Genomic DNA, 24,146 nt, shown 5'->3' on the forward strand with positions numbered 1-24,146 from the left:
CGTTTACTTCGCCGTGCTTGGTAAAGATGCAACGTGTGACTTACGTACTGGATGGAATTTTGGGTGACACGCGTCACCGGGTGAAGCTTCGATGATACGAAAACTGTGCCTCAGCGCGGCCGGACTACTGTTAGCCGGCAATGCCTTCGCGGACTGGACGCTGAACATGCCGAAAGGCGTAACCGAATTGAGTGTGGAAACCTACGGGTTGCACATGATGGTGTTCTGGTGGTGTGTTGCCATCGGCTTCGGTGTATTCGGTGTGATGATCTACTCCATGTTCAAACATCGGAAATCACAGGGCGTGCAACCCGCCAGCTTCTCGCACAGCACTACGGCGGAAGTTGTCTGGACGGTCATCCCGATCATCATCCTGCTGGTGATGGCAGTGCCGTCTGCCGAGACGCTGGTCAAAATCGAGGACAGCCGCAAACCCGACATGACGGTTGTCGTCACAGGGTATCAATGGAAGTGGCATTACAACTACCAGAATGAAGACGTTTCCTTCTTCAGCAGTCTGGCCCGGACCAGCGCGGACGCGCGGCGCAAACAATCCGGCATTGACCCGTTCAGCGTCGATAACTACCTGCTTGAAGTAGACCGGCCACTCGTTGTGCCCAAAGGCAGCAAGGTTCGAGTACTGCTGACGTCCAATGACGTTATTCATGCATGGTGGGTTCCGGAGCTTTCGATCAAGAAAGACGCAATCCCCGGCTATATGAATGAAATCTGGTTCCGCGCAGAGGAAACCGGGACGTTCCGCGGACAGTGTGCGGAATTGTGCGGCAAGGACCATGGCTATATGCCCGTTGTCGTTGAAGTGGTTGAGCCGGAAGAATTCGCTGCCTGGCTGGCCGCAGAGCAGGGCAACACGGCGCCAGTCGCCGCTAACTAACAGTTTGGAATACCGGCGGGCCCGATGTTGGGCGCGCTGCTGGAGATAGATTGATGAGTACTGCAGTGACGGACGCAGCCGCGAGCCACGACGACCACGATCACCACGGACCAGCCAAAGGCATCAAGCGCTGGCTGTTCACGACGAACCACAAAGACATCGGCAACATGTACCTGATCTTCAGTCTGATCATGTTCTTTGTCGGTGGCTCGATGGCCCTGGTCATTCGCTCAGAGCTGTTTAGCCCGGGCTTGCAATTCGTGCATCCCGAGTTTTTCAACCAGATGACCACGATGCACGCGCTGATCATGATTTTCGGCGCCGTTATGCCGGCCTTTGTGGGTCTCGCCAACTGGATGGTCCCGTTGATGATCGGCGCGCCTGACATGGCGCTGCCACGCATGAACAACTGGTCGTTCTGGATTCTGCCTGCCGCCTTCACAATGCTGTTGTCGACACTGTTCATGCCAGGTGGCGCACCGGCCGGTGGCTGGACGATGTACCCGCCGCTGGTTCTGCAGACGGGCGATGCGTTTCCGTTCCTGATTTTCTCCGTCCACCTGATGGGCTTCAGCTCGATCATGGGCGCGATCAACGTCATCGTAACGATCATCAACATGCGTACCCCGGAAATGACCTTGTTGAAGATGCCGATGTTCGTCTGGACCTGGTTAATTACCGCCTACCTGCTGATCGCCGTTATGCCGGTACTCGCTGGCGCCGTCACCATGCTGTTGACGGACCAGTTCTTCGGTACCAGCTTCTTCCTCGCCGCCGGCGGCGGTGACCCGGTCATGTTCCAGCACATCTTCTGGTTCTTCGGCCACCCAGAGGTGTACATCATGATCCTGCCGGCGTTCGGTGTGGTATCGGAGATCATCCCGACCTTCTCGCGCAAGCCGCTGTTCGGCCATGACTCAATGGTGTACGCGACTGCCAGCATCGGTTTCCTGTCGTTTATCGTCTGGGCGCATCACATGTTCACGGTCGGCATGCCGCTGACCGGCCAGTTGTTCTTCATGTTCGCGACAATGCTTATTTCCGTTCCGACCGGCGTGAAGGTGTTTAACTGGACCGCGACGATGTGGCGCGGCGCCATGACGTTTGAAACCCCGATGCTGTTCGCACTGTCATTCCTGTTCCTGTTTACGATCGGTGGTTTCTCCGGGCTGATGCTGGCTATCGTGCCGGCTGACATTCAGTACCACGACTCTTACTTTGTCGTAGCTCACTTCCACTACGTACTGGTACCTGGTGCTGTCTTCGGCATCATGGCCGCGGCCTACTACTGGCTGCCGAAGTGGACCGGCACGATGTACAACGAAAAACTGGGGCAATGGCATTTCTGGTTGTCGACGATTTTCGTCAACCTCACCTTCTTCCCCATGCACTTCCTTGGACTCGCAGGCATGCCACGACGCATCCCTGACTACGCTACCCAGTTCACCGATTTCAATGCGGTCGCAAGTATCGGCGCGATTGGCTTCGGCGTATCGCAGTTGCTGTTCGCTTACATCGTCATCCAGTGCGCACGCGGCAACGGCAAGACGGCTACAGCACAAGTCTGGGACAACCCGAAGGGTCTGGAATGGACCGTACCGTCGCCAGCCCCTTATCACACCTTCGACGAGCCACCGAAGCTGTCGAAAGCTGGAGCATTTGAGTAATGGACCAGATTCGCAATAACGAACTGCAGCAGAAACGGCGCATACGCAACCACACCTTGCTGTTCGCCGGCATCGCACTGCTGGTCTACATTGGCTTTATAACGATTAGCGGACTGCGCTGAGACAGACATGAGCAAACGGGGCACCTCAGCCAACAACGATAACCGGTCACTGGCAACACGTTTGCTGCTGATGGCCGTCGGTATGTTTGGCTTTGGGTTCCTGCTTGTGCCGCTTTACGATGTGTTTTGTGACCTCACCGGTTTCGGCGGCAGGACCAACGAAACAGCCGTGGTTATGGAAGAGAATCGCGACGCAAGCCGCGAAATACAGCTCGAATTTGTGACTACAGTCAATGAGTTCGCGCCGTTCGCTTTCGAACCGATGGTCGAGTCCATGACCGTGCAGGCTGGCGGTTTGTACGAAGCGGTATTTACCGCGCGCAATTTAACCGGGCGCAGCAAGATTGCCCAGGCTGTGCCGAGTGTCGCTCCATCGATTGCGGGCAGTTTTTTCAAGAAGCTCGATTGCTTCTGTTTTACCAACCAGGAATTTGCCGCCAATGAAGAGCGCGAGTTGCTGGTGCGTTTTATTGTTGATTCAGAGCTGCCCGACTATGTCGATACGCTCACCTTGTCTTATACGTTTTTCGATACAGCCCGTCTGACCGACAACCGTCAGCAGGCTGCTACTTCCACTCATTCCAACCAGTAAGTCTCGGATACCCTCATGTCATCACACGCTGAAGATCGTTATTACGTCCCCCACGGCAGTCAATGGCCCGTGATCGGTTCAATTGGCCTGTTCTTTTTGATGGTAGGCGTATCGACCTGGTTCAACGGTTCGGACGCGGGTTACTGGGTGATGCTGTTCGGTGCAGCAATCGTCATCTTCATGCTGACCGGCTGGTTCTCGAACGTAATCGCCGAAAGTCAGGGGGGCCTGTACAACACCCAGGTAGATAAATCCTTCCGTATGGGCATGTTCTGGTTCATTTTCTCGGAAGTTATGTTTTTTTCGGCATTCTTCGGTGCCTTGTTCTACGCACGGAACATGTCCGTGCCCTGGCTTGGTGGTGACAGCAACAACTTCTTTACCAACATGCTGCTCTGGTCGGGTTTCGAGAATACCTGGCCGACCAACGGGCCGGCAGACATGGGCGGTGAGTACGAAAAGATGGGCCCGTTCGGTCTGCCTTTACTGAACACCGCGATTCTGTTGACGTCCAGTGTCACGATCACGATCGCGCACCACGCGCTGCTGCACAATCAGCGCAAAATTCTGAATGTCTTTCTGGCAGCGACGTTCTTGCTGGGTTATTTCTTCGTGGTAATGCAGGCGGAAGAGTACATCCACGCCTACCAGGAGATGAACCTGACGATGGCCTCGGGCATTTACGGCGCAACGTTCTACATGCTTACAGGCTTCCACGGCATGCACGTAACCATTGGCGCGATAATGCTGACAGTTATGTGGGTACGCACAATGAAGGGGCACTTCACGCCCAAGAGTCACTTCGGTTTCGAAGCCGTCGCGTGGTACTGGCACTTTGTGGACGTCGTCTGGCTGGGCCTGTACGTCTTTGTTTACTGGATGTAAGAAAAAGCGGCGCTAAAGGCGCCGCTTTTTTTGCCGGATCCTGCAAGGCGCACGTTCCGGCCCTGCGGATTTGGCAGATTTAATTTCAGGAGCCTGGCAACGGCCCCAGCCAACCCAGAAAGTACGACGCCAGCAATGCCAGCAACAGCACGGCTGACAGAGCCACCCGAATTTGCAGTGACTTGAGCACGCGCGGCGAGCCCTGCCCATCTTTACTAAGATAGAACAGGCCAGAACCGAGGCTTGCCACGATCGCAATCAACATTGCGATAATAAAGAATTTCATTGAGGCTCCAGTGAGCAGTTGCCAGCACGGCATTATAACGTGATAGAGACGCGAAACATTCAGCAGATGGCAATGAAGTGGCTACCGCCAGTGGCGGGAGTCCTGCTGATTGTCATGTTCATCTCGCTTGCCAATTGGCAGCTGGAACGAGCAGAAGAGAAAGAAGCGACGGCGGCATTGTTTGACGCGAGCGCGGCGCCGGTCGAACTTGCCAGCGTCGCTGAACCCGTTCGTTTTCAGAAAGTGGCCACGCGCGGACGTTATCTGCCTGAACGGCAGTTTCTGATCGACAACATCGTCATCAACGGTCGGGTCGGCTATTACGTTATTACACCGTTCGCTATGGCTGGCGAGGCTGAGCTGGTACTGGTCAACCGCGGCTGGATTGCAAAATCCCGGGGCGACAGTGCGTTGCCGGAAATTGCAGTGAGCGACGAGGTTCGGAGTCTCACTGCCCGGGTTGGCCGCCTGCCGCGCGTGGCACTGCGCCCGGACCGCGCCGTGCGACCCGGCCAGGCATGGCCGAAAGTGGCGGTTTACCCGGAACTGTCAGACCTCGCAGCCGAGCTGGGCCAGCCGGTTTCGAAAACGGTCTTATTGCTGTCGCCGGACGCCAGCGATGGTTACGCACGTAGCTGGCGCCCGGCGGAAAAGGGATCGATGATTCATTACGGCTATGCGTTTCAGTGGTCCGCACTGGCGCTCACCGTATTGGTGATACTGGTTTATCAACTCAGGAAAAAACTCAGGCATGAACGACGGACCTGACAAGAAACGTTCCGGGCGCCTGCAGCTGCTGCTGGTCGCGCTGATCTTCATTCTGCCACTGGCGGCTGCCAGCTGGATGTACTACAGCGGCAGTGCGCCACGACCGCAGGCGACCACCAATCACGGTGTGCTGCTCACGCCTATTCAAAACGTGAATGAGTTGCTGGGTGAAACCGGGTTCACACGGGCCATCGCCGATCACTGGGCACTGGTCTACGTGTACACGGCACCTTGCGCCGATGCCTGCAGGGACGCATTGTACAAGCTGCGCCAGAGCCGGCTGATGCTGGGTAACGACATGAACCGCGTTGTTCGCGTGATGTTGCACGGCTCAGAGGCGCCGGATACCCTGTTGCTAACCGAGGAGCACGCAGGCTTGATTGCCTTACAGGAGTCGGCGGCAGACCGCTTGTTGGACCAGGCATACCCGGTTGCTGACGATCTCGGTGGCTATTACCTGATCGACCCGCTCGGCAATCTGGTGCTGTATTTTCCGACAGAGATCACGCCACGCAACCTGGTTGACGACATCGAACACCTGCTGAAACTGTCGAGCATCGGCTAGTGAGCGGGCACGCGGAGGACCGGGGTTGAACACGAGCAGCCTGCACTACATGACGCAATGGCGTGACTACTACGAGCTGACCAAGCCGCGGGTCGTAATGCTCATTGTGTTTACAGCCGTGGTCGGCATGTTTCTCGCTGTACCGGGCTTTCCCAACCTGACCGCGCTTGTTTTCGGGACGATCGGCATCGGCCTCGCGGCCTCATCGGCGGCCGTCATCAATCACCTGCTCGATGCGCGCATTGACGAAAAGATGGCGCGGACTCGTTCGCGGCCGTTGCCACAGGGCAAACTGAACGAACGTCAGGCGTTGATTTTTGCTGTGACGTTGGGCGCCTTGTCGATGTTGATCCTCGCGGTACTCGTCAACGGCCTGACGGCTATGCTGACGTTCGCCTCGCTGATCGGTTACGCCATTGTTTATACCGTTTACCTGAAACGGGCCACACCACAAAACATTGTTATCGGTGGCGCTGCCGGCGCGGCACCGCCGGTACTCGGCTGGGCCGCCGTGACGGGTGAAGTACACAGCGACGCACTGTTGCTGTTCCTGATCATTTTTATCTGGACGCCACCGCATTTCTGGGCGCTCGCCATCGCCCGCAAAGACGATTACAAAAACGCCGGAATTCCGATGCTGCCGGTCACGCACGGCAATGCATTCACCCGCAAGTACATTCTTCTTTACACCATATTACTGGTGCTGATTACGATCATGCCGTACCTGTCCGGCATGAGCGGCCTGATATACCTCGTCACGGCACTGTTACTCGGTTCGGCCTTCCTCTATTACGCGTGGCTGCTGCTGAAGAACGCGGGACTCGATCTGCCCATGCGGGTCTTTCGTTTCTCGATCAACTACCTGATGGTGCTGTTTGCCGCGCTGTTGGTTGATCACTATTTCATCATTCGCCTGCATATCTGAACTGTTCACCCGGTCACAGCCTCCAGGTGACCGTACTGTAACTATTGGCCGTAGTCCGGTACCGCGCGGTCCCGGCCTGTTTGCGCTGCAACGGCTCGCATATAGGGTTGCGCACAGATCAGGCACTGCGCTATGCCGCCCGTTGCTTAACATTCGGTGTGCTTGCAGCAGTAATACGATGAGTTCGGAAAAAATCAAACAACGTTTCGAGCAACGGCTGTGGCCGCATCTGCCGAGACTGTACCGACTGGCCTGCCGATTGACCGCCAGTAAAATCGACGCTGACGACTTATTTCAGGACGTGCTTGCGCGTCTGTTACCCCGCTTGCAAGAACTGGAAAGCGCGGAGCAAACATCAGTATGGCTCGCTCAGTTTATGTACGACCGATACATGGACGATCAGCAACGCCATTTCCGGCGGCGGTTACAGAATGACGAGGAGCGGGGACTCGCCGGCTACAAAATAGACAGTTTCACCAGTACCGGGGACAACCTGCACGACGTGGTGTGGCGCGAACAGATGCAGACGCTCGATCGGGCGCTCGAAATGTTGCCCGAAGCACAACGGGTGACCTTGTTACTGCATGACTCGGAAGCCTATAAGCTCACGGAAATACAAAGTATCACCGGAGATTCGCTGGGCACGATCAAGACCAGACTGCATGCCGCACGAGCCCGGCTGCGGGAAATGCTGCCGGATGATGGCGCACTTTTGTAGAGCTGCAACTTAGCATTCAGGGAACCAAGGGTATGACATGGCATGCGTGACAGTTCGCGACCAGTTGGATGAGTACATCGATGACATGTTGCCGACCGCGGACCGCTCTGCGATCGAAGCGCATGTTGCTGACTGCGCAGCTTGCCAACGCTTGACGACCCGCGAACGTGAGTTGCGCGAACTGTTGCTGGCGTTTGGTGAATCGTCTGTAGCCATTCCGGACGACCGGTTTTTCGCGACAGCAATAGACAGTGCGGTCAGTGAAGGTGGCCGGCAGCACCGCAATCGCTGGCTCGCGACCGCGGTTGCCGCGGGGTTGATTGCCTTGATCGCGGTATGGATTGTTAACGCTGTGCGGATCGACACAGCTTTACCTGCCGCGCTCACGCAGAATACTGTCGTCAGCCTTACGCGTGGCGAGCCCCAGGTGGTGAACCTGGTTTTCTCCAGCCCGTCCGAGCTGACCGAAGCCCGGCTGACGCTGCACCTGCCGGAGGGTATTGAACTGGCCGGTTTCGCCGGCCAGCGTCAGGTAAGCTGGTTGACCGGCGTCGCAAGCGGTCGCAATGTTTTACCGCTAAGTGTGGTCGCCACCGATGTGGTGGCCGGAGAGCTTGTTGCTCGGCTGGAGCACGGCAACAAGGCTCGCGAGTTCCGGGTACAGATCAGGGTTTTCTGAAAACACAGTGGTACGAGGGTTGGACAATGCGTAACTTGGAATTCTTGCTGACGGCTACGGTTATCGCGTTGGTCGCGCTGCCTGTATTTGCCCAAACAGAGGATGAGCTTGAGGTCACGATGGAAGTCGTGGATTCACTCTCCGACCTCGACGGCGATCTCAGGCAAATGCGCGGACCGCGAGCCGCCGCGCGCCCGTCCGGGAATGCCGATGAAAGCCCGGAAGAACGTGACCAGCGGCTGAATGCCGAAGCAGAAGCCGAGCTGGCGAAAAAGTTTGCCGGGATCGAAGATGATTTCGAGCACGATGACCTCAACACCGACTTCGAAACCCCCATCAACGCGCAGGACGATTACGAAATCTCGGAAGAAGTCGATACTGACGAGCTCGAAGAAGCGCTGCCGTAGAAGACGCTATCACCCTGCAGCGACCAGCCCGATGCGCGGCGGCGAATCTGGCTGCCGCCGGTCAGCGGCTACGGCACATGCAGACTGGCAGGCGAGCGAAACCTGCTCAGACGCTACCGGCGACTGCTGGTGGCAAAGGGTGGGGAACGCGCAACGCGGATACGTCAACGTAGGTGCGCGACTGTAGCTTGAACACGGCTGCCGCATCGTCAGGATGCAGCAATTCATCCAGATTGGTACTGCCAAAAGCCGTTATTTCGGCAAAGTCCTCCAGACGCAATGCCAACGCTTTTGGTGTCGCAGGGACAGCCTGAGTCCAGGCGCCGCGCAGGCCCGCTGCCGGCACGTAGCAATGCAGCTTGCTGACAAGGTAATGCTGCAGCAACGCGTCCGTGTTGCAGCCGAGACGATCGCTCGCTTCGGCGAATGAATACCAGGCCTGATCGGACAGCGGCGTGGTTGCTGTTTCAGCGCGGCCCAGCTCCCGCAGTTCGCTGTAGCGAAAGGCCTGTGTCGAAGTCATTTTCTCAACCCCCGATTCGGTTGCGACAGTCACTCGCTCACTGTCGCCGTTCAGGGCTCGAACATGCTTCAATATTTTTTCCAGTTTTGTCACTGTGCCAGTCCATCGGTCAGAACGGGGGTATGGCCGGCAGTGTAGACAGCCGTAGCGGCCGCTTGTGTGACCGCCTTCGCAATCCGGTATTTATCGACCATGGATTGCGACGACGGCTGATATTCGCCTGAGCCAGCTGCGGACGGTGGATGCTGACCACGGGAAGCCCGGCTTTGGCGGCAAAGCCGCGGCAGTTTTTTTTGCGCCAAGTCTAAGTTTTGCGACCGGATGCTCGCATCTGCCGAATTTCCGGGTAGTTTATGCCCAGATCGGTATACAGACCCACCCGGACACCCAGCATGTTAATGGCGCGACACTTCATTCCGGCCTGGCTACCCGCCAGCCTCGTATTGGCTCTCGGCAGCCTTCTGCCCGGGCAGGCAGCATTTTCAGCCAGCGCTGAAGAACTGTTCACCGATGGCAACCGGCTGTTCCGCGACGACCTGTACTGGGCCGCATTGCTGCGCTATCAGCAGGCCAATGATGCCGGCCTGGATACTCCCTTGTTGCACTACAATACCGGCGTTGCGCATTACCGGGCCGGCCAGTTTCCTCGCGCCGGGCGCGCCTTCGAACGTGCAGCGAGTGACCCGGCGCTGCTGCACATCGCGCGCTATAACCTTGGACTGACAGCAATGGCGGCAGGTGAACGCGCTACTGCTCTGTACTGGTTTCGGCAGGTGGAAGCGCAGCAATCCAGTCCGCAGCTGGCAGCGCTGGCAACACTCGCTATTACCAGACTGAACCGCGATGACCGCGAGCAACTGACGGCAGACGAACCGGCAGAGCTCGCGCCGTTGCCCCGATCGCAGGGTTTCAGCGTCCGCGCACTGCTGGGTTTCGGTAGCGATGACAACGCCTATCGCAGCCCGGACGAAGAATACAGGGACCGCACCCAGAACGGCGCACCGCTGACCACGCCGCTGGTGCAATCCGGGACGTTCTATCCGTATGACGTTACTGCGACATACACCGTCAACAGCTTTGACCATGAATCGTTTTTCGGCCGCTACCGCATCGCGGGTCGTTACTACCAGGACCGGGAAATGAGCAATGCCGACACGACCTCTCATGAGATCGCGTTCGGTACCGAATATCGGCGACGCAGCGAAGATCGCGAACGGCGCATTCGCAGTGCTTTCACGGTGGCGCAACACGGCCGGACCTGGTTCGACCCTGACGACGGCACCGAGCGCACCATTGATGGCGACGATATTGGTGACCGTTTGACTTACATGCGTTACGGCCCCGAGGTATGGGCACGGCAATCATTCTCCCGACTGTCATTCAATGTGCACTTCAAGGGCCAGATCTGGAACTACGAAAATTCCGACCCTGTGCCCGAGTACGATCACGAGTACCTGAAAGGCGGCCTCAGCGTGCAGTACCGGTTTACATCGACATCGTTGTTACGCCTTGAGGGTGACGTCTATCAGCGCCGCTTTGGCGATCGCCGCGCCTTCGAGCTGGACGGTAGCCAACGTATCGACAGTGAGACCTTGCGCTATGACTACCTGAACTACGGCGCGACCGCGCGGCAGCGCGTGACCCGCGCCTTCTGGTTTGGCCTCCGCTATGCGCACACGACGCGCGAAGACAAATACGTGGGCTATAACGACTATGTACGTGACAGCTACGGCGCCGATATGAGTTTGCGGATTTCCGACAAATTCCGCATCCGCGTGGAAGGCTGGTACCACAATTACAACTACACCAACGCGTTGGCCTACCACGACCCAACCGCGGGCAGGAAGACAATTGAAAGAGCCGATGGCCGGATCACCGCTCGCTGGCAGATCAACGAGCATTTCGGCATTGTCGGCAGTTTCGAGTATGACGACACAGCATCGAATGACCACCGCATCGACTACACTCGCAGCCAATTCATGCTGGGGCTGCGCTGGGAGCAGTAATCGAGGGAAATGCCGCAATTGCGGTGGGAATCGGCGCAACAGGGACTGAACGTTCTCTGCTAGACTGCCTCGTTTTCAGAGTTCCCGCTGAAAGCTCGATGGACGTAACCCCGATACTTGATTCACTGAATGACGCGCAACGCACCGCGGTTGCCGCGCCGTCCGAACCGTTGCTCGTCATTGCCGGTGCCGGAAGTGGGAAAACCCGCGTGCTCACGCACCGGGCTGCATGGCTGATAGATGTGGAAGGCATCAGCCCGCAAAGTCTGCTGGCAGTGACTTTCACCAACAAAGCCGCCGCAGAAATGCGTCATCGTATTGAGAATCTTCTGAATATGCCGGCCAGCAACCTTTGGGTCGGGACCTTTCACGGACTGGCGCACCGCTTGCTGCGGCGTCATTGGCGGGAAGCGAAACTGCCGCAGAGTTTTCAGATCATCGATTCTGACGACCAGTTGCGCCTGCTGAAGCGGCTGTTCAAGAGCCTGAACCTCGATGACAGCAGTTTCGCGCCCCGTGATGTGCAGTACTTCATCAATGCACAGAAGGACGAGGGCCTGCGGCCGCAACATATTGACGATGGTGGCGATGAAACCCGCCGCCAGCTCATTTCGTTGTATCAGAGCTATCAGGAAATTTGCGATCGTGGCGGGTTGCTCGATTTCGCCGAACTATTGTTGCGCGCGCACGAATTGTGGCGCGACAACCCCGCGGTCCTGGAGCATTACCAGGCGCGTTTCCGGCACCTGCTGGTCGACGAGTTTCAGGACACCAACGCAATCCAGTATGCCTGGCTGCGCCTGCTGGCCGGCAAGACCGGCGTGTTGTTTGCGGTCGGCGATGACGATCAGTCCATATATCGCTGGCGGGGCGCGCGTGTCGAACACATTTATCGCTTCCAGAAAGATTTTCCTACCGCGTCCATTGTGAAGCTGGAACAAAATTACCGCTCGACCTCGACCATCCTGAATGCCGCAAATGCCGTCATTGCCAATAACAGTTCGCGGATGGGCAAAAACCTCTGGACCGACGGCAAGGATGGCGAGCCGATTCGGGTGTATTCCGCCTTCAACGAACGGGACGAAGCCGAGTTCATTGTCGGGCGACTGCGTGACTGGAGCGAACAGGGTCACGCGCGCACCGACGCTGCCATACTGTATCGGTCCAACGCGCAATCGCGAGTGCTTGAAGAGGCGTTGATGAACGCGCGTATCCCCTATCGGGTTTACGGCGGCCTGCGGTTTTTCGAGCGGCAGGAAATCAAGGACGCGCTGGCCTACCTGCGGCTTGTTTCCAATCGGGACGATGACAGCGCGTTTGAACGCGTGGTCAACCGGCCTACGCGCGGTATCGGCGCACGCACAGTCGAAGCAATACGTGCTTATGGCAGGGATAATTCCTGCTCAATGTGGCGCGCCGCGGGCGCCATTAGCAGCGACGCACTGGCGGGTCGTGGCGCAAAATCCATCGTCGCCTTCATGAGTCTCGTGGAACGAATCGCCCGCGAATCGGAGCCGCTGGACCTTGCCGGAAAAGTAGATCACGTCATTCAACAAAGCGGCTTAATTGAATTCTTCCGTAAGGAAAAAGGTGAGAAAGGCGAGACCCGAATCGAAAACCTGGAAGAGCTGGTCAGCGCAGCGCGCGGCTTCAACCCGGATATCGCTGAGGAGGGCATGAGTGAGCTTGACGGCTTTCTTGCGCACGCCGCACTGGAAGCCGGCGAAGGTCAGGCCGATGCATGGGAAGACTGCGTGCAGCTCATGACCATGCATTCAGCGAAAGGACTGGAATTCCCGCTGGTCATAATGTGTGGACTGGAAGATGGCTTGTTTCCACACCAGCGCTCGCTGAATGACATGAGTGGTCTGGAAGAGGAGCGGCGGCTTTGTTATGTCGGAATTACCCGGGCTCGCCAGCTGCTGTACCTCACCCACGCTGAGCAACGCCGTTTGCACGGCATGGACAGTTATGCGCAAAAATCCCGGTTTATCGGTGAGATTCCCGCCGAACTCGTCGAAGAGATTCGGCCGAAAGTACAGGTCAGTCGGCCCGTTTCACCGAGCCCGGCTTTGCGGCACAAGAGTGACCGCACCAGCCTGCGTGCTGGCTCAGCCGCCGATATCGGCGTGCGTCTTGGACAACGTGTGCGACACGCGAAGTTCGGCGATGGTGTGATTTTGAATTGCGAAGGGCATGGCGCGCATGCGCGCGTCGAAGTCAACTTCGAGAGTGCCGGGAGCAAATGGCTGGTGCTGAGCTATGCCAACCTGGATCTGATGTAGAATCGCCCGAAGTATCGAAATAGCAAAGGCGCAAGTGCGCTTTAGGACCCTGCTCCTGATATGAAGATTTTGATTCTAGGCGCCGGCCAGGTCGGCTCTTCGGCGGCATATCATTTGTCGCGCGAGGAGGCCAACGAAGTCACCGTGGTCGATATGCGCGCCGATGTACTCCGTGACTTGCAAGACAGGCTCGATATTCGCACCGTCGTTGGCCACGCGGCCTACCCCGACGTGCTGGAGCGTGCCGGCGCGAATGACGCCGACATCATTGTCGCACTTACGGATTCTGATGAAACCAATATGGTTGCCTGTCAGATTGCCTACACGCTTTATCACACACCCACCAAGATCGCGCGCATTCGCTCAGCCGAATACATGAGCGCGAAGAAGCTGTTCACGCAGGATGCGATTCCGGTCGATGTGCGTATCAGCCCGGAACAGCTGGTCTGCGAATACGTTGCTCAGCTGATCTTGTATCCCGGTGCGCTGCAGGTACTCGACTTCGCCAACGGCCGGGTTCGACTCGTCGGCGCCCGGGCCGATGAAGGTGGCTTGCTGGTCGGCAAGAAGATTTCCACGCTGAAAGAGCACATCCCGAACACGGAAGGCCGCATTGCCGCCATCTATCGCGCCGGCCAATCCCTGCAACCGGATGGCGACACGATTGTTCAGGAAGGCGACGAAGTGTTTTTCATCGCGGCCCGGCAGGATATTCGAATCTTCATGAGTGAGATGCGGCGACTGGAAGACCCGGTACGGCGGGTTGTCATCGCCGGCGGCGGAAACATCGGTGTACGCCTGGCGCATGCGCTTGAACAAACCAATCAGGTCAAAATTATCGAGCGTGACCCGAAGCGGGCCCGCCTGATTTCAGAGCAATTGAACAAGGCGATCGTGCTGGTCGGCGATGCCGCCGATGAAGAATTGCTGCTCGAAGAAAACATCGACAACGTTGATGTGTTCTGTGCGCTCACCAATGCTGAAGAAGCCAACATCCTTTCAGCAATGCTGGCAAAGCGCCTCGGTGCTCACAAGGTCATGGCACTGATCAACAGACCGTCGTACGCGGAGCTTGTCGAGTCCGGCACGATCGACATCGCCATATCGCCGCAGCAGGTCACGATCGGTTCTTTGCTGGCTCACGTGCGGCGCGGTGACGTTGTTAAGGTACATTCTTTGCGCCGCGGCGCCGCCGAAGCCATCGAGGCAGTCGCACACGGTTCGGAAGCAGATTCGAAAGTGGTCGGCCGGAAAATCGAGGATATCGACCTGCCGCGCGGTACAACGATAGTGGCGGTGGTGCGGGGCGACGAGGTCATGATCGCGCACCACGATACGGTGATTGAGCCCGATGATCATGTGATTCTGTTTATGACCGACAGACGCAAGATCGAGAGTCTGGAGAAGTTGTTCCAGGTTGGCGTCAAGTTCGTTTGACTACTGACCGGCAGCCGACACCATGAACTGGACTACCGTTCAACGAATTCTCGGGTTGCTGCTGATGCTGTTCAGTATCACGATGTTGCCGCCCGTCGTTGTCAGCTTTATTTTTCGCGAATCGTCCTGGCTGCCGTTTATCCAGGGATTTGCATTGACGCTCGCGGTGGGCATCGTAATCTGGTTCCCGGTTCGCGGGGTACGCAAGGAACTGCGGCTGCGTGACGGCTTTATCGTAGTCGCCTCATTCTGGACCGTGCTGGGAACCTTCGGTGCCGCGCCCTTGTTTCTGGCCGACGTGCCGTCAATGTCACTCACGGATGCAGTGTTCGAGTCCATGTCCGGGCTCACCACCACCGGCGCGACAGTGCTGACCGGTCTGGATACGCTGCCGAAGTCGATCCTCTATTATCGCCAACAGCTGCAGTGGTTGGGCGGCATGGGTATTATCGTACTCGCCGTCGCCGTTCTGCCGATGCTGGGTGTCGGCGGTATGCAGTTGTACCGTGCCGAAACGCCGGGGCCGGTCAAGGACAACAAGCTCACACCGCGGATTACAGAGACCGCCAAAGCACTGTGGTATGTGTACCTGGCGTTCACAACCTTGTGCACCGTCGGCTATTTTCTCGCTGGTATGGATTGGTTCGATGCGATCTGCCACGCCTTCTCGACAGTGGCCATTGGCGGCTTCTCCACCCACGATCTTTCCATAGGCTACTTCAACAGCGCTGCTATCGACCTGATCGCAATCGCGTTCATGTTCGCCGCCGGTATTAATTTTTCGCTGCACTTTTTTGCCTGGCGTTTCGTGCAGGTAAAACACTATGCCGCAGACCCGGAGTTTCGCGCCTATACAAAGATGCTGCTGGTCTTGTCGTTGATCGTTGCAGCGTCGCTGGCGTGGTCGAATACTTATGGCAGCATCAGCGACAGCGTAATAAACGGGGTATTTCAGGCGGTTTCAATAGCGACGACGACGGGCTTCACGACGGCCAACTATTCCGCGTGGCCAGGCGCCATTCCCGTGTTACTGATTTTCTCCAGTTTTGTCGGTGGTTCCGCCGGCTCCACTGCTGGCGGCATCAAAGTGATCCGCTGGCTGTTGATATACAAACAGGGCGTCCGCGAAATCGCCCGACTTGTGCACCCCAGTGCAGAAATTCCCGTAAAGCTCGGCAACAATGCTGTGCCCTTCCGCGTTGTTGACGCGGTCTGGGGATTCTTCTCTGTGTATATCGTCGTCTTCGGCATCATGTTGCTCGCCATGATGTCCACCGGGCTCGATCAGGTCAGCGCCTTTTCGGCGGTTGCCGCCTCATTGAACAACCTCGGTCCCGGGCTCGGCGAAGTAGCGGCTGGCTTCATGACCTTGAGTGATACTGCGAAATGGATCTCAGTAGTATGTATGCTGCTGGGGCGTCTCGAAATCTTCACACTGCTGGTCTTGATTACGCCGACTTTCTGGAGGCATTGATGAATGACCGGATCGAGGCTTTCTTGACGATGCTTGCGCGCGGCCAGGATTCAGCAATGCTGCGTTTTTCGCTGGGCAACGAGTATTACGGACAGGGCGAACTCACCGAGGCAATCCCGCATTTGCGAGCGGCTCTTGAGCTAGACCGCAACTATTCAGCGGCCTGGAAGTTGCTGGGCAGGGCGCTGAACGACACCGGCGATGCCAGCGAGGCTATGAGCATTTTCGAAGAGGGTATTCGAATCGCTACCAACAACGGCGACCGACAGGCGGCCAAAGAAATGACAGTATTCCTGAAACGCCTGCGACGGCAGATGGATTTGCTATGAGTGTACTTTTTGAAGACGTCAGCCGACGTCTCGATTCGTTCAGCGAAGTGGTTGGCAAAACCGCTGCCTGGCTGACGCTCGGGATGGTAGTGATAACGGTAGTCATCGTCGTGTTGCGCTACCTGTTCGACAGCGGTTTTATCTGGCTGCAGGAAACCCTCATGTGGATGCACGCCTGTGTCTTCATGCTGGGAGCGGCCTATACATTGCAGCAGGATGAACATGTCCGTGTCGACGTGTTTTATAGCGGCATGAGTGAACAACGCCGCGCACTGGTGAATGCCCTCGGCGTATTGATCTTCGTATTTCCGCTTTGTGGTTACCTGTTCTATGAAGCGCTCGACTACGTAGCGCGTGCCTGGGAAATTCGTGAAGTGTCGCGCGAGACGGGTGGTCTGCCGTATCCTGCGATGCCGTTGCTGAAATCCATACTGCTGCTGATGCCGCTGACGCTTGGCCTGCAGGGACTGTCGATACTGTTACGCGCGATCAGCGCACTGCGCCGGAGCTGAGCCATGGAATGGGTCGCGTTGTTGATGTTCGGCGCTATTATTGTGCTTCTGTTGGCGGGCTTTCCTGTCGCGTTCACGCTCGGTGGAACAGCTTTACTGTTTGCCACGGCCGGCGTTATTGGCGGTGGTTTCGAGGTGGCATTCCTGACGGGGCTGCCCAGTCGCCTGTTCGGAATCATGGGCAACGAGACACTGATAGCGGTGCCGTTGTTCGTCTTCATGGGGATAACGCTGGAGCGGGCCAGGATAGCGGAGGACCTGCTGGAGACCCTGAGTGCCCTGTTCGGGCGCCTGCGCGGCGGCCTGGGTATTGCCGTCACCCTGGTCGGGATGTTGCTTGCTGCCAGCACCGGCATTGTCGGCGCAACGGTGGTCACCATGGGGCTGCTGTCTTTGCCCACCATGCTGAAACGCGGCTATTCGCCGGAGATCGCCGCCGGCACGATCTGCGCCTCCGGCACGCTGGGACAAATCATTCCGCCGTCGATCATTCTGGTCATGCTGGGCGATGTCATGTCGTCGGCCTACCAACAGGCGCAGTTGCAGCAGGGCATTTTTTCCCCTGAGACGGTATCGGTAGGTGACTTGTTTGCCGGTGCGTTGATTCCGGGTTTGTTGCTGGTCGTGCTCTACATGCTCTATCTGTTCGTGCTGGCCATTATCAAGCCGGCGTCGATGCCAGCCCGGCCGGATGACGACAGCGACGTAACCCTGGCCCGCCTGCTATCCGCACTCATGCCGCCGTTGATACTGATATTCGCAGTGCTTGGGTCGATATTGGGCGGATTCGCAACACCAACGGAAGCGGCAGGCGTGGGTGCCGCGGGCGGGCTGTTGATCGCGCTGCAACGCCGCTCACTCAATCTGGTCCGGCTGCAGGAAATCATGCGCGGAACCTTGCGGGTCAGCAGCATGGTCTTCCTGATTCTGATTGGTGCCTCGGTGTTCTCGCTGGTGTTTCGCGGGTACGGCGGTGACGACGCGGTGCGCGAGTTACTCGATCACTTGCCGGGCGGCGTATTTGCCGCGGTACTCGTCGTCATGCTGCTGATGTTTTTGCTCGGCTTCGTGCTCGACTTTATCGAGATTACGTTTGTCGTCGTGCCTATCGTTGCACCCGTGTTGCTGTCGATGGGGCTGGACCCGGTTTGGCTCGGCATAATGATTGCGATCAACCTGCAGACGTCATTCCTGACTCCGCCGTTTGGCTTCGCGCTCTTTTACCTGCGCGGCGTGGCACCACCTGAAGTCAGCACGGCCGCGATTTACCGCGGCGTGATGCCATTTGTCGCCATTCAGTTGCTGGCACTGCTGATCCTCGCCGCGTTCCCCGATCTTGTTACCTGGCTGCCCGATCGTATATACGGCAACTGACCATCAACTGGCGTCGTCGAGTCTCATTCTTGCTCTAAGGTATGAGAACTCACTGACGCGCTGATTGGCGGTCGATTTTTTCATGAAAGGTGCAACGGAATCCTGCAGGCGTTTTGCCCAAGGGTCGCGCGCGACGAGCTCGTTGGCAACGTCGCTGCTGTGTTTTGCAAGCAGGTCAAGTACGTCCTCGGGCAGCTCGCGCACTTCCACATCGGGCTGCTGCATCAGCTCGTGCAGAGCCTGGGCGTTGCCGTACATGTATTCTGACTGGATATCGAGGTTGATGGCCTGACAGGTGGTAGAGACGATTTCCTGCAAGTCCTCCGGCAAGGTCTGCCAGGCTTCTTTATTCACAATGCACTCGATGAGCGGGCCGGGCTCGTGCCAGCCGGGGTAGTAGTAGTAACGCGCCGCCTTGTGCAGACCGAGCGAGAGGTCGTTGTACGGCCCCACCCACTCGGCGGCGTCGATGGCGCCGGTTTGCAGCGACGTGAAAATCTCCGAGGCGGGCACCGTGACCTGCGTTGCGCCGGCACGCTGCATGACTTCGCCACCCAGACCCGGAATACGCATCTTCAGACCCTTCAGGTCGGCGACTGAATTGATTTCTTTGTTGAACCAGCCCGCCATCTGCACGCCGGTCTGACCGGCCGGGAACGGTACCAGCCCGAATTCATCGTAGAGCTCGCGCCACAACTTCAGGCCACCGCCGTAATACATCCACGCGTTGATTTCGTTGCCATTGAGCGCGAACGGGATCGTGGTGAAGTACTGCGCGGCCGGTACCTTGCCGCGGTGGTAGTAGGAAGCGTCGTGACCCATCTGGGCCGTACCGGCTCGCACGGCATCGAACACCTCCAGCGCCGGAACCAGCTCCCCGCCGGCGTACACTTGAATCTTGAGACGGCCGGCGGTTGCCCGTTCGATGCGGCGGGCCAGGTTTTCCGCGCCGATCCCCAAACCGGGCAGCCCGGGCGGCCAGGAGGTCACCATGTTCCAACGAAACGTCTGCTGGCTCGCCGCCGGACCGCTGCTGGCTGATTCCTGACTGCAGGCCGCTACTCCGGCGGCAGCGGCGAGTGTTCCTACAAAAGCGCGTCGTTTCATTGATTTGGGTCCTGTCTGAACAGAGGCAAAGTCTACGGAGTGTAGTGAGACGCCAGCGGACTGCAATTACTTTTTTCGGGTGGCCGAAGCCCACAGAATCGCCAGCCCAGGGCCAATGAAACAGTAAAACCCCACTTTCCAGATATGGCTCTGCTTATGGGTTTTTACAGGCACTGGAACAGGATTGAAAAGGCTAATGTGGGGAATAGCTGCCAGAATCAGTGGTTATTGCGGGCAGTTGGCCCCGGCCACGCGGCCGGGGCCGTCCTTCCCTGGCCCGGGCAGCGAGGTTGGCCGTCCCTGGCCAGATGGCCGGCGCTGCCGGGGTGACACCCGGCAACCGCGGCCCTTGCCCGGCTGATCCAGACTGCCACGTCCCACGAACGCGAGTAGACGTTGTTATTCGGCGATGGATGAATAAACTCGTGCGGCCGAGGTGGCAACCTCGCCCAAGGAACAGCACATTGATCGGATTACTGCAGCGAGTGAGCGAAGCGGAGGTCGCCATCGACGGCCAGCCTGTTGCGGCTATCGGTCGCGGCTTGCTGGTGCTGGTGGCTGTGCATCGCGATGACACGCCACGGGACGTCGAACGACTGGCCGAGCGGATTGTCCAATACCGCGTGTTCCCGGACGCTACGGGACGCATGAACCGCAGCTTGCTGGACACCGGGTTCGAGCTCCTGCTGGTGCCCCAGTTCACACTGGCAGCCGACACAAAAAAGGGCACGCGGGCCAGTTTTACCCGCGCTGCAGCGCCCGAGGTCGGCTCAGCCTATTTCGATGATCTTGCGGCGGCCTGCCGGGCGCAGCTCGGCACGGTGGGCTGTGGTCGGTTCGGCGCTGACATGCAGGTTCGGCTGGTCAATGACGGTCCGGTCACCTTTTGGCTGGAGACCTGATGCCAGGCTTGTGACGGTGGTGCGGTTTTGTTGCACCGCCGGGGGTATCATGAACATAATTCGCGTCCCGCCTGAAGTCAGGTGACGACTGGCGCGAACGCCTTTCACGAAATTCGGGGCCGGTTGTGCCCCAGGAGAAGTAAGAAGATGTTATCGAACATCGGTCCGGTTCAGCTGCTGATAGTCCTTGTGATAGTGCTGGCTGTTTTTGGCACCAAGCGACTGCGCAATCTGGGATCCGACCTTGGAAGTGCTGTAAAAGGTTTTCGTTCCGCCATGTCAGAAGCTGAGAAGGAGGAATCCGCCGAGCAACTCAGCGACAAATCCCGCGACGCCGACTTTGACAACACGCCGGTTGAGCAAGCCGACAAAAAAGAAAATAACCGGTAACTCTGTATGTCCGGCGTCGGCTTCTGGGAGCTGATTATCCTGTTGCTTATCGGGCTCATTGTATTGGGCCCGGAACGCTTGCCGCGCGTGGCGAATCAGCTTGGCGGCTGGTTGGGTCAGGCGCGTCGCATGACGCGCGTGATGAAGCGGCAACTCGATGATGAGCTGAATTTTGAAAAGCATCTGGATATCGTGCCGCCTGCGCGCACCCAGCATTCCAGTCCGGATAACTATCAGGCGCCCGTGGCAGACACGCCACCGGAGGACGACGACACGTACTCGCCGGCGCACGATAAAGACAGCGCCGGCACCGGAGTCCGCGACGATGAAGTGGTTGCGGATGCCGCAGAGACTGCCGAGCCGGTCGTAGCCGATACCGAAACCAGCGCAGACGATGCCGCCTCCAGTTCCGATAAGAATCCATCCGCGTGAGCACAGACCCGAATCAAGATACCGCGAACGACGCGGAAGAGAGCATGCTTGAAGGCACGTTGCTTTCGCACCTCGTTGAACTGCGTACCCGCCTGTTGAAAATTTCGGCGGCCGTGGTCGGCGTATTCATCTGCCTGCTGCCGTTTGCCAGCACCATTTTTGAAATCGCCTCTGCTCCACTGCGCGCCGTATTGCCGGGCGCTCAGATGATTGCAACCGCACCCGCATCGCCGTTGATCGCGCCGTTCAAGCTCACCTTCTACGTGGCGCTGTTTGTGGCAATGCCCATCGTTCTTTACCAGGTCTGGGCCTTTGTCGCGCCAGGCTTGTACCGCAAGGAAAAGCGTTTCGCCGTACCACTGCTGGCATCGAGCATTTTGTTGTTCTATGCAGGCATTGCCTTCGCGTTCTACGTCGTATTCCCACTTGTTTTTGGTTTTTTCACGCAGATCGCGCCCGAAGGTGTCGAAGTCCAGCCAGACATCTCGGAGTTTCTGTCGTTTATCACGACGATCATCTTCGCCTTCGGCATTGCGTTCGAAGTGCCCATCGCCACTGTCCTCATCGTCTGGACCGGGCTGACCACGACAGAGAAGCTCGGCAAGGCGCGTCCGTACGTTTTTCTTGGCGCCTTCGTGATGGGCATGTTCCTGACACCGCCGGACGTCATCAGCCAGACCGTGCTCGCAGTACCGGTTTATCTCTTGTACGAACTCGGCATTATCATGTCGCGCGTATTTGCCATTCGCGAGCCTGAAGAAAGCACAAAGCCCGCGGACTAGCGCCGCGCGTTGCCGCAGATGCCGACTCGGGACGTTACCGCTGAAATAGGGTAATGTTTGCGGCGGAGCTGTGACGCCTCCGATTGGCGCTGCATGTCGGGCTCGATCGCAACCAGGCATCGCATGTGCGCACGTTATCGACGGGCGGCTTTACGCACCAGCCCGTGATTGAGAACGCGGAGGAAACGATCAAGACTGCCTGCAACTCCGCGCATCCCGCATGACCTGAGCATATTTCGCAGAGGTTTCTTATGAGAAAGTATTGGCTGTTATCCCTGCTGCTGTCACTCGCGGCCTGCGACGTCGATGTCGCTGTTGACGCTACGGCACAAGCCGACGAGTCCCCGGATGAATTCGTCGCAAGACTCAACACCGAGCTCGCAGAACTGGGGCGCCAGAACGGTGCCGCGAACTGGGTGCGAGCGACTTATATCAATCACGACACGGCCATTCTCGCCGCGGCAGCTGGCGAACGTTACTCGGCGTGGCACAGCAAGAGCGTTGCGGAATCATTGAAGTTCAGCGATGCCGACATGTCGGCCGATACGGCACGCTCTATTAAACAACTCAAACTTGGCACGTCGGAACCGGCACCGAATGATCCGGCCAAACGCCGCGAACTGGCCGCGATCATGACCGACATGTCCGGCATGTACGGGGCAGGTAAATATTGCCCCGACGACGGACGCGAGTGCATGAGCCTCAATGAACTCGAGAATGTTCTGGCCGCAAGCCGCGACTACGACGCGCAGCTGGATGCCTGGCAGGGTTGGCGCGAGGTCGCAAAACCTTTGCGCGAAAAATACGCGCGCTTCGTAGAGTTGAGCAATGAAGGTGCCAACGAGCTGGGTTACGGCGATCTGGGCCAGCTGTGGCGTGACGGCTACGATATGTCGCCCGCGGAATTCGAGGCCGAAACAGCGCGCCTGTGGCAGCAGGTAAAGCCGCTGTACGACGCGCTGCATTGCCACGTTCGTGCAGAGCTGGCCGAGGAATACGGCGCAGACAAGGTGCCGCTGGACGGCCCGATACCGGCGCATCTGCTCGGCAACATGTGGGCACAGGAATGGGGAGAAATTTACGACCTGCTGGAACCTTATCCCGGGGTAGGTGATCTGGACGTGGACAGCGCCCTCATCGAACAGGCGTACACGCCGGTCAGGATGGTTGAGTCTGCCGAACAATTTTATGTATCGCTCGGTTTCGAAAAATTGCCGGCGACGTTTTGGGAACGCTCCATGTTCGTAAAACCGGCGGACCGGGAAGTTGTCTGCCACGCCAGCGCCTGGGGTCTCGACGGCGGCGATGATCTGCGCATCAAGATGTGCATCGAACCGGCCTACGAAGACCTGCGGGTTATTTACCACGAGCTCGGCCACAACTTTTATCAACGCGCTTACAAGGACCAGCCGAGATTGCTGCAAGGCGGCGCGCACGGCGGCTTCCACGAGGCCATCGGCGACACGATCACCCTGTCGATGACGCCGGGCTACCTGGCCGAGGTCGGTCTGATCGAATCCGCCGAGACCAGCGAAGAAGCCGTGATCAACCGGCAAATGCAACAAGCGCTCGACAAGGTTGCGTTTCTGCCGTTTGGCAAGCTGATCGATGAATGGCGCTGGGATGTATTTGCCGGCAAGACCTCGCCCGACAACTACAACAAAGCGTGGTGGGAGTTGCGGACTCGCTACCAGGGCATCGCGCCGACCAGCGAGCGTGGCGAAGACTATTTTGACCCGGGTGCCAAGTATCACGTTCCGGGCAACACCTCGTATACCCGCTATTTCCTGGCGCGGATACTGCAGTTCCAGTTCCAGCGTTCGTTGTGCGAAGCGGCCGGCTTCAATGGCCCCCTGCACGAATGCTCGGTCTTTGGCAGCAAGGAAGCGGGCGAGCGACTGCAAGCCATGCTCGCCGCCGGCGCAAGTCGGCCGTGGCAGGAAACCCTGGAAAAACTCACCGGTACCCGGGAAATGGATGCCACAGCCATCATTGATTACTTTGAGCCGTTGATGAGCTGGCTGGAAGTACAGAATGAGGGTCGCAGCTGCGGCTGGTAATTCATCCGGCGCCGTTCTCGGCTG

Annotated in this window: 26 protein-coding genes; 23 read left to right on the forward strand and 3 right to left on the reverse strand. The window is 58.0% G+C overall.

Going from position 1 to position 24,146, the window contains the following annotated elements; genetic code table 11:
- Nucleotides 1-91 precede the first annotated feature (91 nt).
- The 5 genes from coxB to BA177_RS18015 are packed head-to-tail and all read left to right on the forward strand — an operon-like array spanning nucleotide 92 to nucleotide 4,161.
- Nucleotides 92-895 carry a cytochrome c oxidase subunit II gene (coxB, locus tag BA177_RS18000; protein WP_068618539.1) on the forward strand — a complete coding sequence of 268 codons (804 nt, stop codon included), beginning with the start codon at nucleotides 92-94 and terminating at the stop codon, nucleotides 893-895.
- 53 nt (nucleotides 896-948) lie between these two features.
- Complete coding sequence (gene ctaD / locus BA177_RS18005) at nucleotides 949-2,562, forward strand: cytochrome c oxidase subunit I (protein WP_068618542.1); 1,614 nt, start codon at nucleotides 949-951, stop codon at nucleotides 2,560-2,562.
- Nucleotides 2,562-2,684, forward strand: coding sequence for a hypothetical protein (locus tag BA177_RS19045; protein WP_257739183.1), 123 nt, complete (start codon nucleotides 2,562-2,564; stop codon nucleotides 2,682-2,684). The genes ctaD and BA177_RS19045 overlap by 1 nt, the downstream gene beginning before the upstream one ends.
- Before the next feature lie 7 nt (nucleotides 2,685-2,691).
- Nucleotides 2,692-3,276, forward strand: a complete 585-nt coding sequence (locus BA177_RS18010; RefSeq protein WP_068618543.1) for a cytochrome c oxidase assembly protein — start codon at nucleotides 2,692-2,694, stop codon at nucleotides 3,274-3,276.
- 15 nt (nucleotides 3,277-3,291) lie between these two features.
- Nucleotides 3,292-4,161, forward strand: coding sequence for a cytochrome c oxidase subunit 3 (locus BA177_RS18015; protein WP_068618545.1), 870 nt, complete (start codon nucleotides 3,292-3,294; stop codon nucleotides 4,159-4,161).
- Nucleotides 4,162-4,246: 85 nt separating this feature from the next.
- On the opposite strand, the gene BA177_RS18020 is transcribed toward BA177_RS18015, so the two are convergent.
- The gene (locus BA177_RS18020; protein ID WP_068618547.1) at nucleotides 4,247-4,447 is read right to left on the reverse strand and encodes a twin transmembrane helix small protein; all 201 of its coding nucleotides are present in this window, start codon (nucleotides 4,445-4,447) and stop codon (nucleotides 4,247-4,249) included.
- 72 nt (nucleotides 4,448-4,519) lie between these two features.
- On the opposite strand from BA177_RS18020, the gene BA177_RS18025 reads away from it, so the two are divergent.
- The 6 genes from BA177_RS18025 to BA177_RS18050 all read left to right on the forward strand — a co-directional run bounded on the left by BA177_RS18025 (nucleotide 4,520) and on the right by BA177_RS18050 (nucleotide 8,509).
- Nucleotides 4,520-5,215 (forward strand): SURF1 family protein, encoded by a 696-nt coding sequence (locus tag BA177_RS18025; RefSeq protein ID WP_197493231.1) that lies wholly within the window; start codon nucleotides 4,520-4,522, stop codon nucleotides 5,213-5,215.
- Entirely contained in the window at nucleotides 5,199-5,780 is a 582-nt protein-coding gene (locus BA177_RS18030) for an SCO family protein (protein WP_068618549.1), read from the forward strand. The genes BA177_RS18025 and BA177_RS18030 overlap by 17 nt, the downstream gene beginning before the upstream one ends.
- 49 nt (nucleotides 5,781-5,829) lie before the next feature.
- The gene (locus tag BA177_RS18035) at nucleotides 5,830-6,705 is read left to right on the forward strand and encodes a heme o synthase (RefSeq protein ID WP_068618551.1); all 876 of its coding nucleotides are present in this window, start codon (nucleotides 5,830-5,832) and stop codon (nucleotides 6,703-6,705) included.
- Between the two features lie 178 nt (nucleotides 6,706-6,883).
- On the forward strand, nucleotides 6,884-7,423 hold the full coding sequence (locus BA177_RS18040) for an RNA polymerase sigma factor (RefSeq protein WP_068618553.1): 540 nt from the start codon (nucleotides 6,884-6,886) through the stop codon (nucleotides 7,421-7,423).
- Nucleotides 7,424-7,460: 37 nt separating this feature from the next.
- Nucleotides 7,461-8,102: an anti-sigma factor family protein gene (locus tag BA177_RS18045; protein WP_068618555.1), complete on the forward strand. Its 642-nt coding sequence runs from the start codon at nucleotides 7,461-7,463 to the stop codon at nucleotides 8,100-8,102.
- A 26-nt stretch (nucleotides 8,103-8,128) separates the two neighbouring features.
- Nucleotides 8,129-8,509 (forward strand): hypothetical protein, encoded by a 381-nt coding sequence (locus BA177_RS18050; protein WP_068618558.1) that lies wholly within the window; start codon nucleotides 8,129-8,131, stop codon nucleotides 8,507-8,509.
- A 106-nt stretch (nucleotides 8,510-8,615) separates the two neighbouring features.
- On the opposite strand, the gene BA177_RS18055 is transcribed toward BA177_RS18050, so the two are convergent.
- Nucleotides 8,616-9,104 carry a hypothetical protein gene (locus BA177_RS18055; protein WP_197493232.1) on the reverse strand — a complete coding sequence of 163 codons (489 nt, stop codon included), beginning with the start codon at nucleotides 9,102-9,104 and terminating at the stop codon, nucleotides 8,616-8,618.
- Between the two features lie 320 nt (nucleotides 9,105-9,424).
- Here BA177_RS18055 and BA177_RS18060 point away from each other — a divergent pair, with 320 nt between their 5' ends.
- The 7 genes from BA177_RS18060 to BA177_RS18090 all read left to right on the forward strand — a co-directional run bounded on the left by BA177_RS18060 (nucleotide 9,425) and on the right by BA177_RS18090 (nucleotide 18,449).
- The gene (locus BA177_RS18060) at nucleotides 9,425-11,038 is read left to right on the forward strand and encodes a hypothetical protein (protein ID WP_156762909.1); all 1,614 of its coding nucleotides are present in this window, start codon (nucleotides 9,425-9,427) and stop codon (nucleotides 11,036-11,038) included.
- A 98-nt stretch (nucleotides 11,039-11,136) separates the two neighbouring features.
- Nucleotides 11,137-13,323: a DNA helicase II gene (uvrD, locus tag BA177_RS18065; protein WP_068618565.1), complete on the forward strand. Its 2,187-nt coding sequence runs from the start codon at nucleotides 11,137-11,139 to the stop codon at nucleotides 13,321-13,323.
- A gap of 60 nt (nucleotides 13,324-13,383) precedes the next feature.
- On the forward strand, nucleotides 13,384-14,760 hold the full coding sequence (gene trkA / locus BA177_RS18070) for a Trk system potassium transporter TrkA (RefSeq protein WP_068618568.1): 1,377 nt from the start codon (nucleotides 13,384-13,386) through the stop codon (nucleotides 14,758-14,760).
- A gap of 22 nt (nucleotides 14,761-14,782) precedes the next feature.
- The gene (locus BA177_RS18075) at nucleotides 14,783-16,234 is read left to right on the forward strand and encodes a TrkH family potassium uptake protein (RefSeq protein WP_068618570.1); all 1,452 of its coding nucleotides are present in this window, start codon (nucleotides 14,783-14,785) and stop codon (nucleotides 16,232-16,234) included.
- Nucleotides 16,234-16,563, forward strand: a complete 330-nt coding sequence (locus BA177_RS18080) for a tetratricopeptide repeat protein (RefSeq protein WP_068618573.1) — start codon at nucleotides 16,234-16,236, stop codon at nucleotides 16,561-16,563. The genes BA177_RS18075 and BA177_RS18080 overlap by 1 nt, the downstream gene beginning before the upstream one ends.
- Nucleotides 16,560-17,075, forward strand: a complete 516-nt coding sequence (locus BA177_RS18085; protein ID WP_068618575.1) for a TRAP transporter small permease subunit — start codon at nucleotides 16,560-16,562, stop codon at nucleotides 17,073-17,075. Before BA177_RS18080 ends, BA177_RS18085 begins: the two co-directional genes overlap by 4 nt.
- 3 nt (nucleotides 17,076-17,078) lie before the next feature.
- The gene (locus tag BA177_RS18090; protein ID WP_068618577.1) at nucleotides 17,079-18,449 is read left to right on the forward strand and encodes a TRAP transporter large permease; all 1,371 of its coding nucleotides are present in this window, start codon (nucleotides 17,079-17,081) and stop codon (nucleotides 18,447-18,449) included.
- A 3-nt stretch (nucleotides 18,450-18,452) separates the two neighbouring features.
- On the opposite strand, the gene BA177_RS18095 is transcribed toward BA177_RS18090, so the two are convergent.
- Nucleotides 18,453-19,556 carry a TRAP transporter substrate-binding protein gene (locus BA177_RS18095; protein WP_068618579.1) on the reverse strand — a complete coding sequence of 368 codons (1,104 nt, stop codon included), beginning with the start codon at nucleotides 19,554-19,556 and terminating at the stop codon, nucleotides 18,453-18,455.
- 464 nt (nucleotides 19,557-20,020) lie between these two features.
- Between BA177_RS18095 and dtd the strand changes: the two genes are divergently transcribed.
- From dtd to BA177_RS18120, 5 genes are all read left to right on the forward strand, one after another.
- On the forward strand, nucleotides 20,021-20,458 hold the full coding sequence (gene dtd, locus BA177_RS18100) for a D-aminoacyl-tRNA deacylase (RefSeq protein WP_068618581.1): 438 nt from the start codon (nucleotides 20,021-20,023) through the stop codon (nucleotides 20,456-20,458).
- A gap of 147 nt (nucleotides 20,459-20,605) precedes the next feature.
- Complete coding sequence (locus BA177_RS18105) at nucleotides 20,606-20,848, forward strand: Sec-independent protein translocase subunit TatA (protein ID WP_068618584.1); 243 nt, start codon at nucleotides 20,606-20,608, stop codon at nucleotides 20,846-20,848.
- A gap of 6 nt (nucleotides 20,849-20,854) precedes the next feature.
- Nucleotides 20,855-21,280, forward strand: coding sequence for a Sec-independent protein translocase protein TatB (gene tatB / locus BA177_RS18110; protein ID WP_068618586.1), 426 nt, complete (start codon nucleotides 20,855-20,857; stop codon nucleotides 21,278-21,280).
- Nucleotides 21,277-22,062 carry a twin-arginine translocase subunit TatC gene (gene tatC / locus BA177_RS18115; RefSeq protein ID WP_231892470.1) on the forward strand — a complete coding sequence of 262 codons (786 nt, stop codon included), beginning with the start codon at nucleotides 21,277-21,279 and terminating at the stop codon, nucleotides 22,060-22,062. Before tatB ends, tatC begins: the two co-directional genes overlap by 4 nt.
- A 251-nt stretch (nucleotides 22,063-22,313) precedes the next feature.
- Nucleotides 22,314-24,122 carry a M2 family metallopeptidase gene (locus tag BA177_RS18120; protein WP_082990249.1) on the forward strand — a complete coding sequence of 603 codons (1,809 nt, stop codon included), beginning with the start codon at nucleotides 22,314-22,316 and terminating at the stop codon, nucleotides 24,120-24,122.
- The last annotated feature ends 24 nt before the right edge of the window (nucleotides 24,123-24,146 follow it).

Origin of the sequence: Woeseia oceani (assembly GCF_001677435.1) — a bacterium.
Taxonomy (GTDB): Bacteria; Pseudomonadota; Gammaproteobacteria; order Steroidobacterales; family Woeseiaceae; genus Woeseia; species Woeseia oceani.

Bases quoted from the DNA above. Each gene is read 5' to 3' on its own strand.
- tatB (WP_068618586.1), top strand. From the start codon at position 20,855: ATGTCCGGCGTCGGCTTCTGGGAGCTGATTATCCTGTTGCTTATCGGG.
- BA177_RS19045 (WP_257739183.1), top strand. From the start codon at position 2,562: ATGGACCAGATTCGCAATAACGAACTGCAGCAGAAACGGCGCATACGC.
- BA177_RS18045 (WP_068618555.1), top strand. From the start codon at position 7,461: ATGGCATGCGTGACAGTTCGCGACCAGTTGGATGAGTACATCGATGAC.
- BA177_RS18015 (WP_068618545.1), top strand. From the start codon at position 3,292: ATGTCATCACACGCTGAAGATCGTTATTACGTCCCCCACGGCAGTCAA.
- BA177_RS18020 (WP_068618547.1), bottom strand. From the start codon at position 4,447: ATGAAATTCTTTATTATCGCAATGTTGATTGCGATCGTGGCAAGCCTC.
- BA177_RS18075 (WP_068618570.1), top strand. From the start codon at position 14,783: ATGAACTGGACTACCGTTCAACGAATTCTCGGGTTGCTGCTGATGCTG.
- BA177_RS18120 (WP_082990249.1), top strand. From the start codon at position 22,314: ATGAGAAAGTATTGGCTGTTATCCCTGCTGCTGTCACTCGCGGCCTGC.
- BA177_RS18085 (WP_068618575.1), top strand. From the start codon at position 16,560: ATGAGTGTACTTTTTGAAGACGTCAGCCGACGTCTCGATTCGTTCAGC.
- BA177_RS18090 (WP_068618577.1), top strand. From the start codon at position 17,079: ATGGAATGGGTCGCGTTGTTGATGTTCGGCGCTATTATTGTGCTTCTG.
- BA177_RS18035 (WP_068618551.1), top strand. From the start codon at position 5,830: ATGACGCAATGGCGTGACTACTACGAGCTGACCAAGCCGCGGGTCGTA.
- uvrD (WP_068618565.1), top strand. From the start codon at position 11,137: ATGGACGTAACCCCGATACTTGATTCACTGAATGACGCGCAACGCACC.
- coxB (WP_068618539.1), top strand. From the start codon at position 92: ATGATACGAAAACTGTGCCTCAGCGCGGCCGGACTACTGTTAGCCGGC.
- BA177_RS18050 (WP_068618558.1), top strand. From the start codon at position 8,129: ATGCGTAACTTGGAATTCTTGCTGACGGCTACGGTTATCGCGTTGGTC.
- BA177_RS18040 (WP_068618553.1), top strand. From the start codon at position 6,884: ATGAGTTCGGAAAAAATCAAACAACGTTTCGAGCAACGGCTGTGGCCG.
- BA177_RS18095 (WP_068618579.1), bottom strand. From the start codon at position 19,556: ATGAAACGACGCGCTTTTGTAGGAACACTCGCCGCTGCCGCCGGAGTA.
- trkA (WP_068618568.1), top strand. From the start codon at position 13,384: ATGAAGATTTTGATTCTAGGCGCCGGCCAGGTCGGCTCTTCGGCGGCA.
- BA177_RS18010 (WP_068618543.1), top strand. From the start codon at position 2,692: ATGAGCAAACGGGGCACCTCAGCCAACAACGATAACCGGTCACTGGCA.
- BA177_RS18105 (WP_068618584.1), top strand. From the start codon at position 20,606: ATGTTATCGAACATCGGTCCGGTTCAGCTGCTGATAGTCCTTGTGATA.
- BA177_RS18030 (WP_068618549.1), top strand. From the start codon at position 5,199: ATGAACGACGGACCTGACAAGAAACGTTCCGGGCGCCTGCAGCTGCTG.
- BA177_RS18080 (WP_068618573.1), top strand. From the start codon at position 16,234: ATGAATGACCGGATCGAGGCTTTCTTGACGATGCTTGCGCGCGGCCAG.
- ctaD (WP_068618542.1), top strand. From the start codon at position 949: ATGAGTACTGCAGTGACGGACGCAGCCGCGAGCCACGACGACCACGAT.
- BA177_RS18025 (WP_197493231.1), top strand. From the start codon at position 4,520: ATGAAGTGGCTACCGCCAGTGGCGGGAGTCCTGCTGATTGTCATGTTC.
- BA177_RS18060 (WP_156762909.1), top strand. From the start codon at position 9,425: ATGTTAATGGCGCGACACTTCATTCCGGCCTGGCTACCCGCCAGCCTC.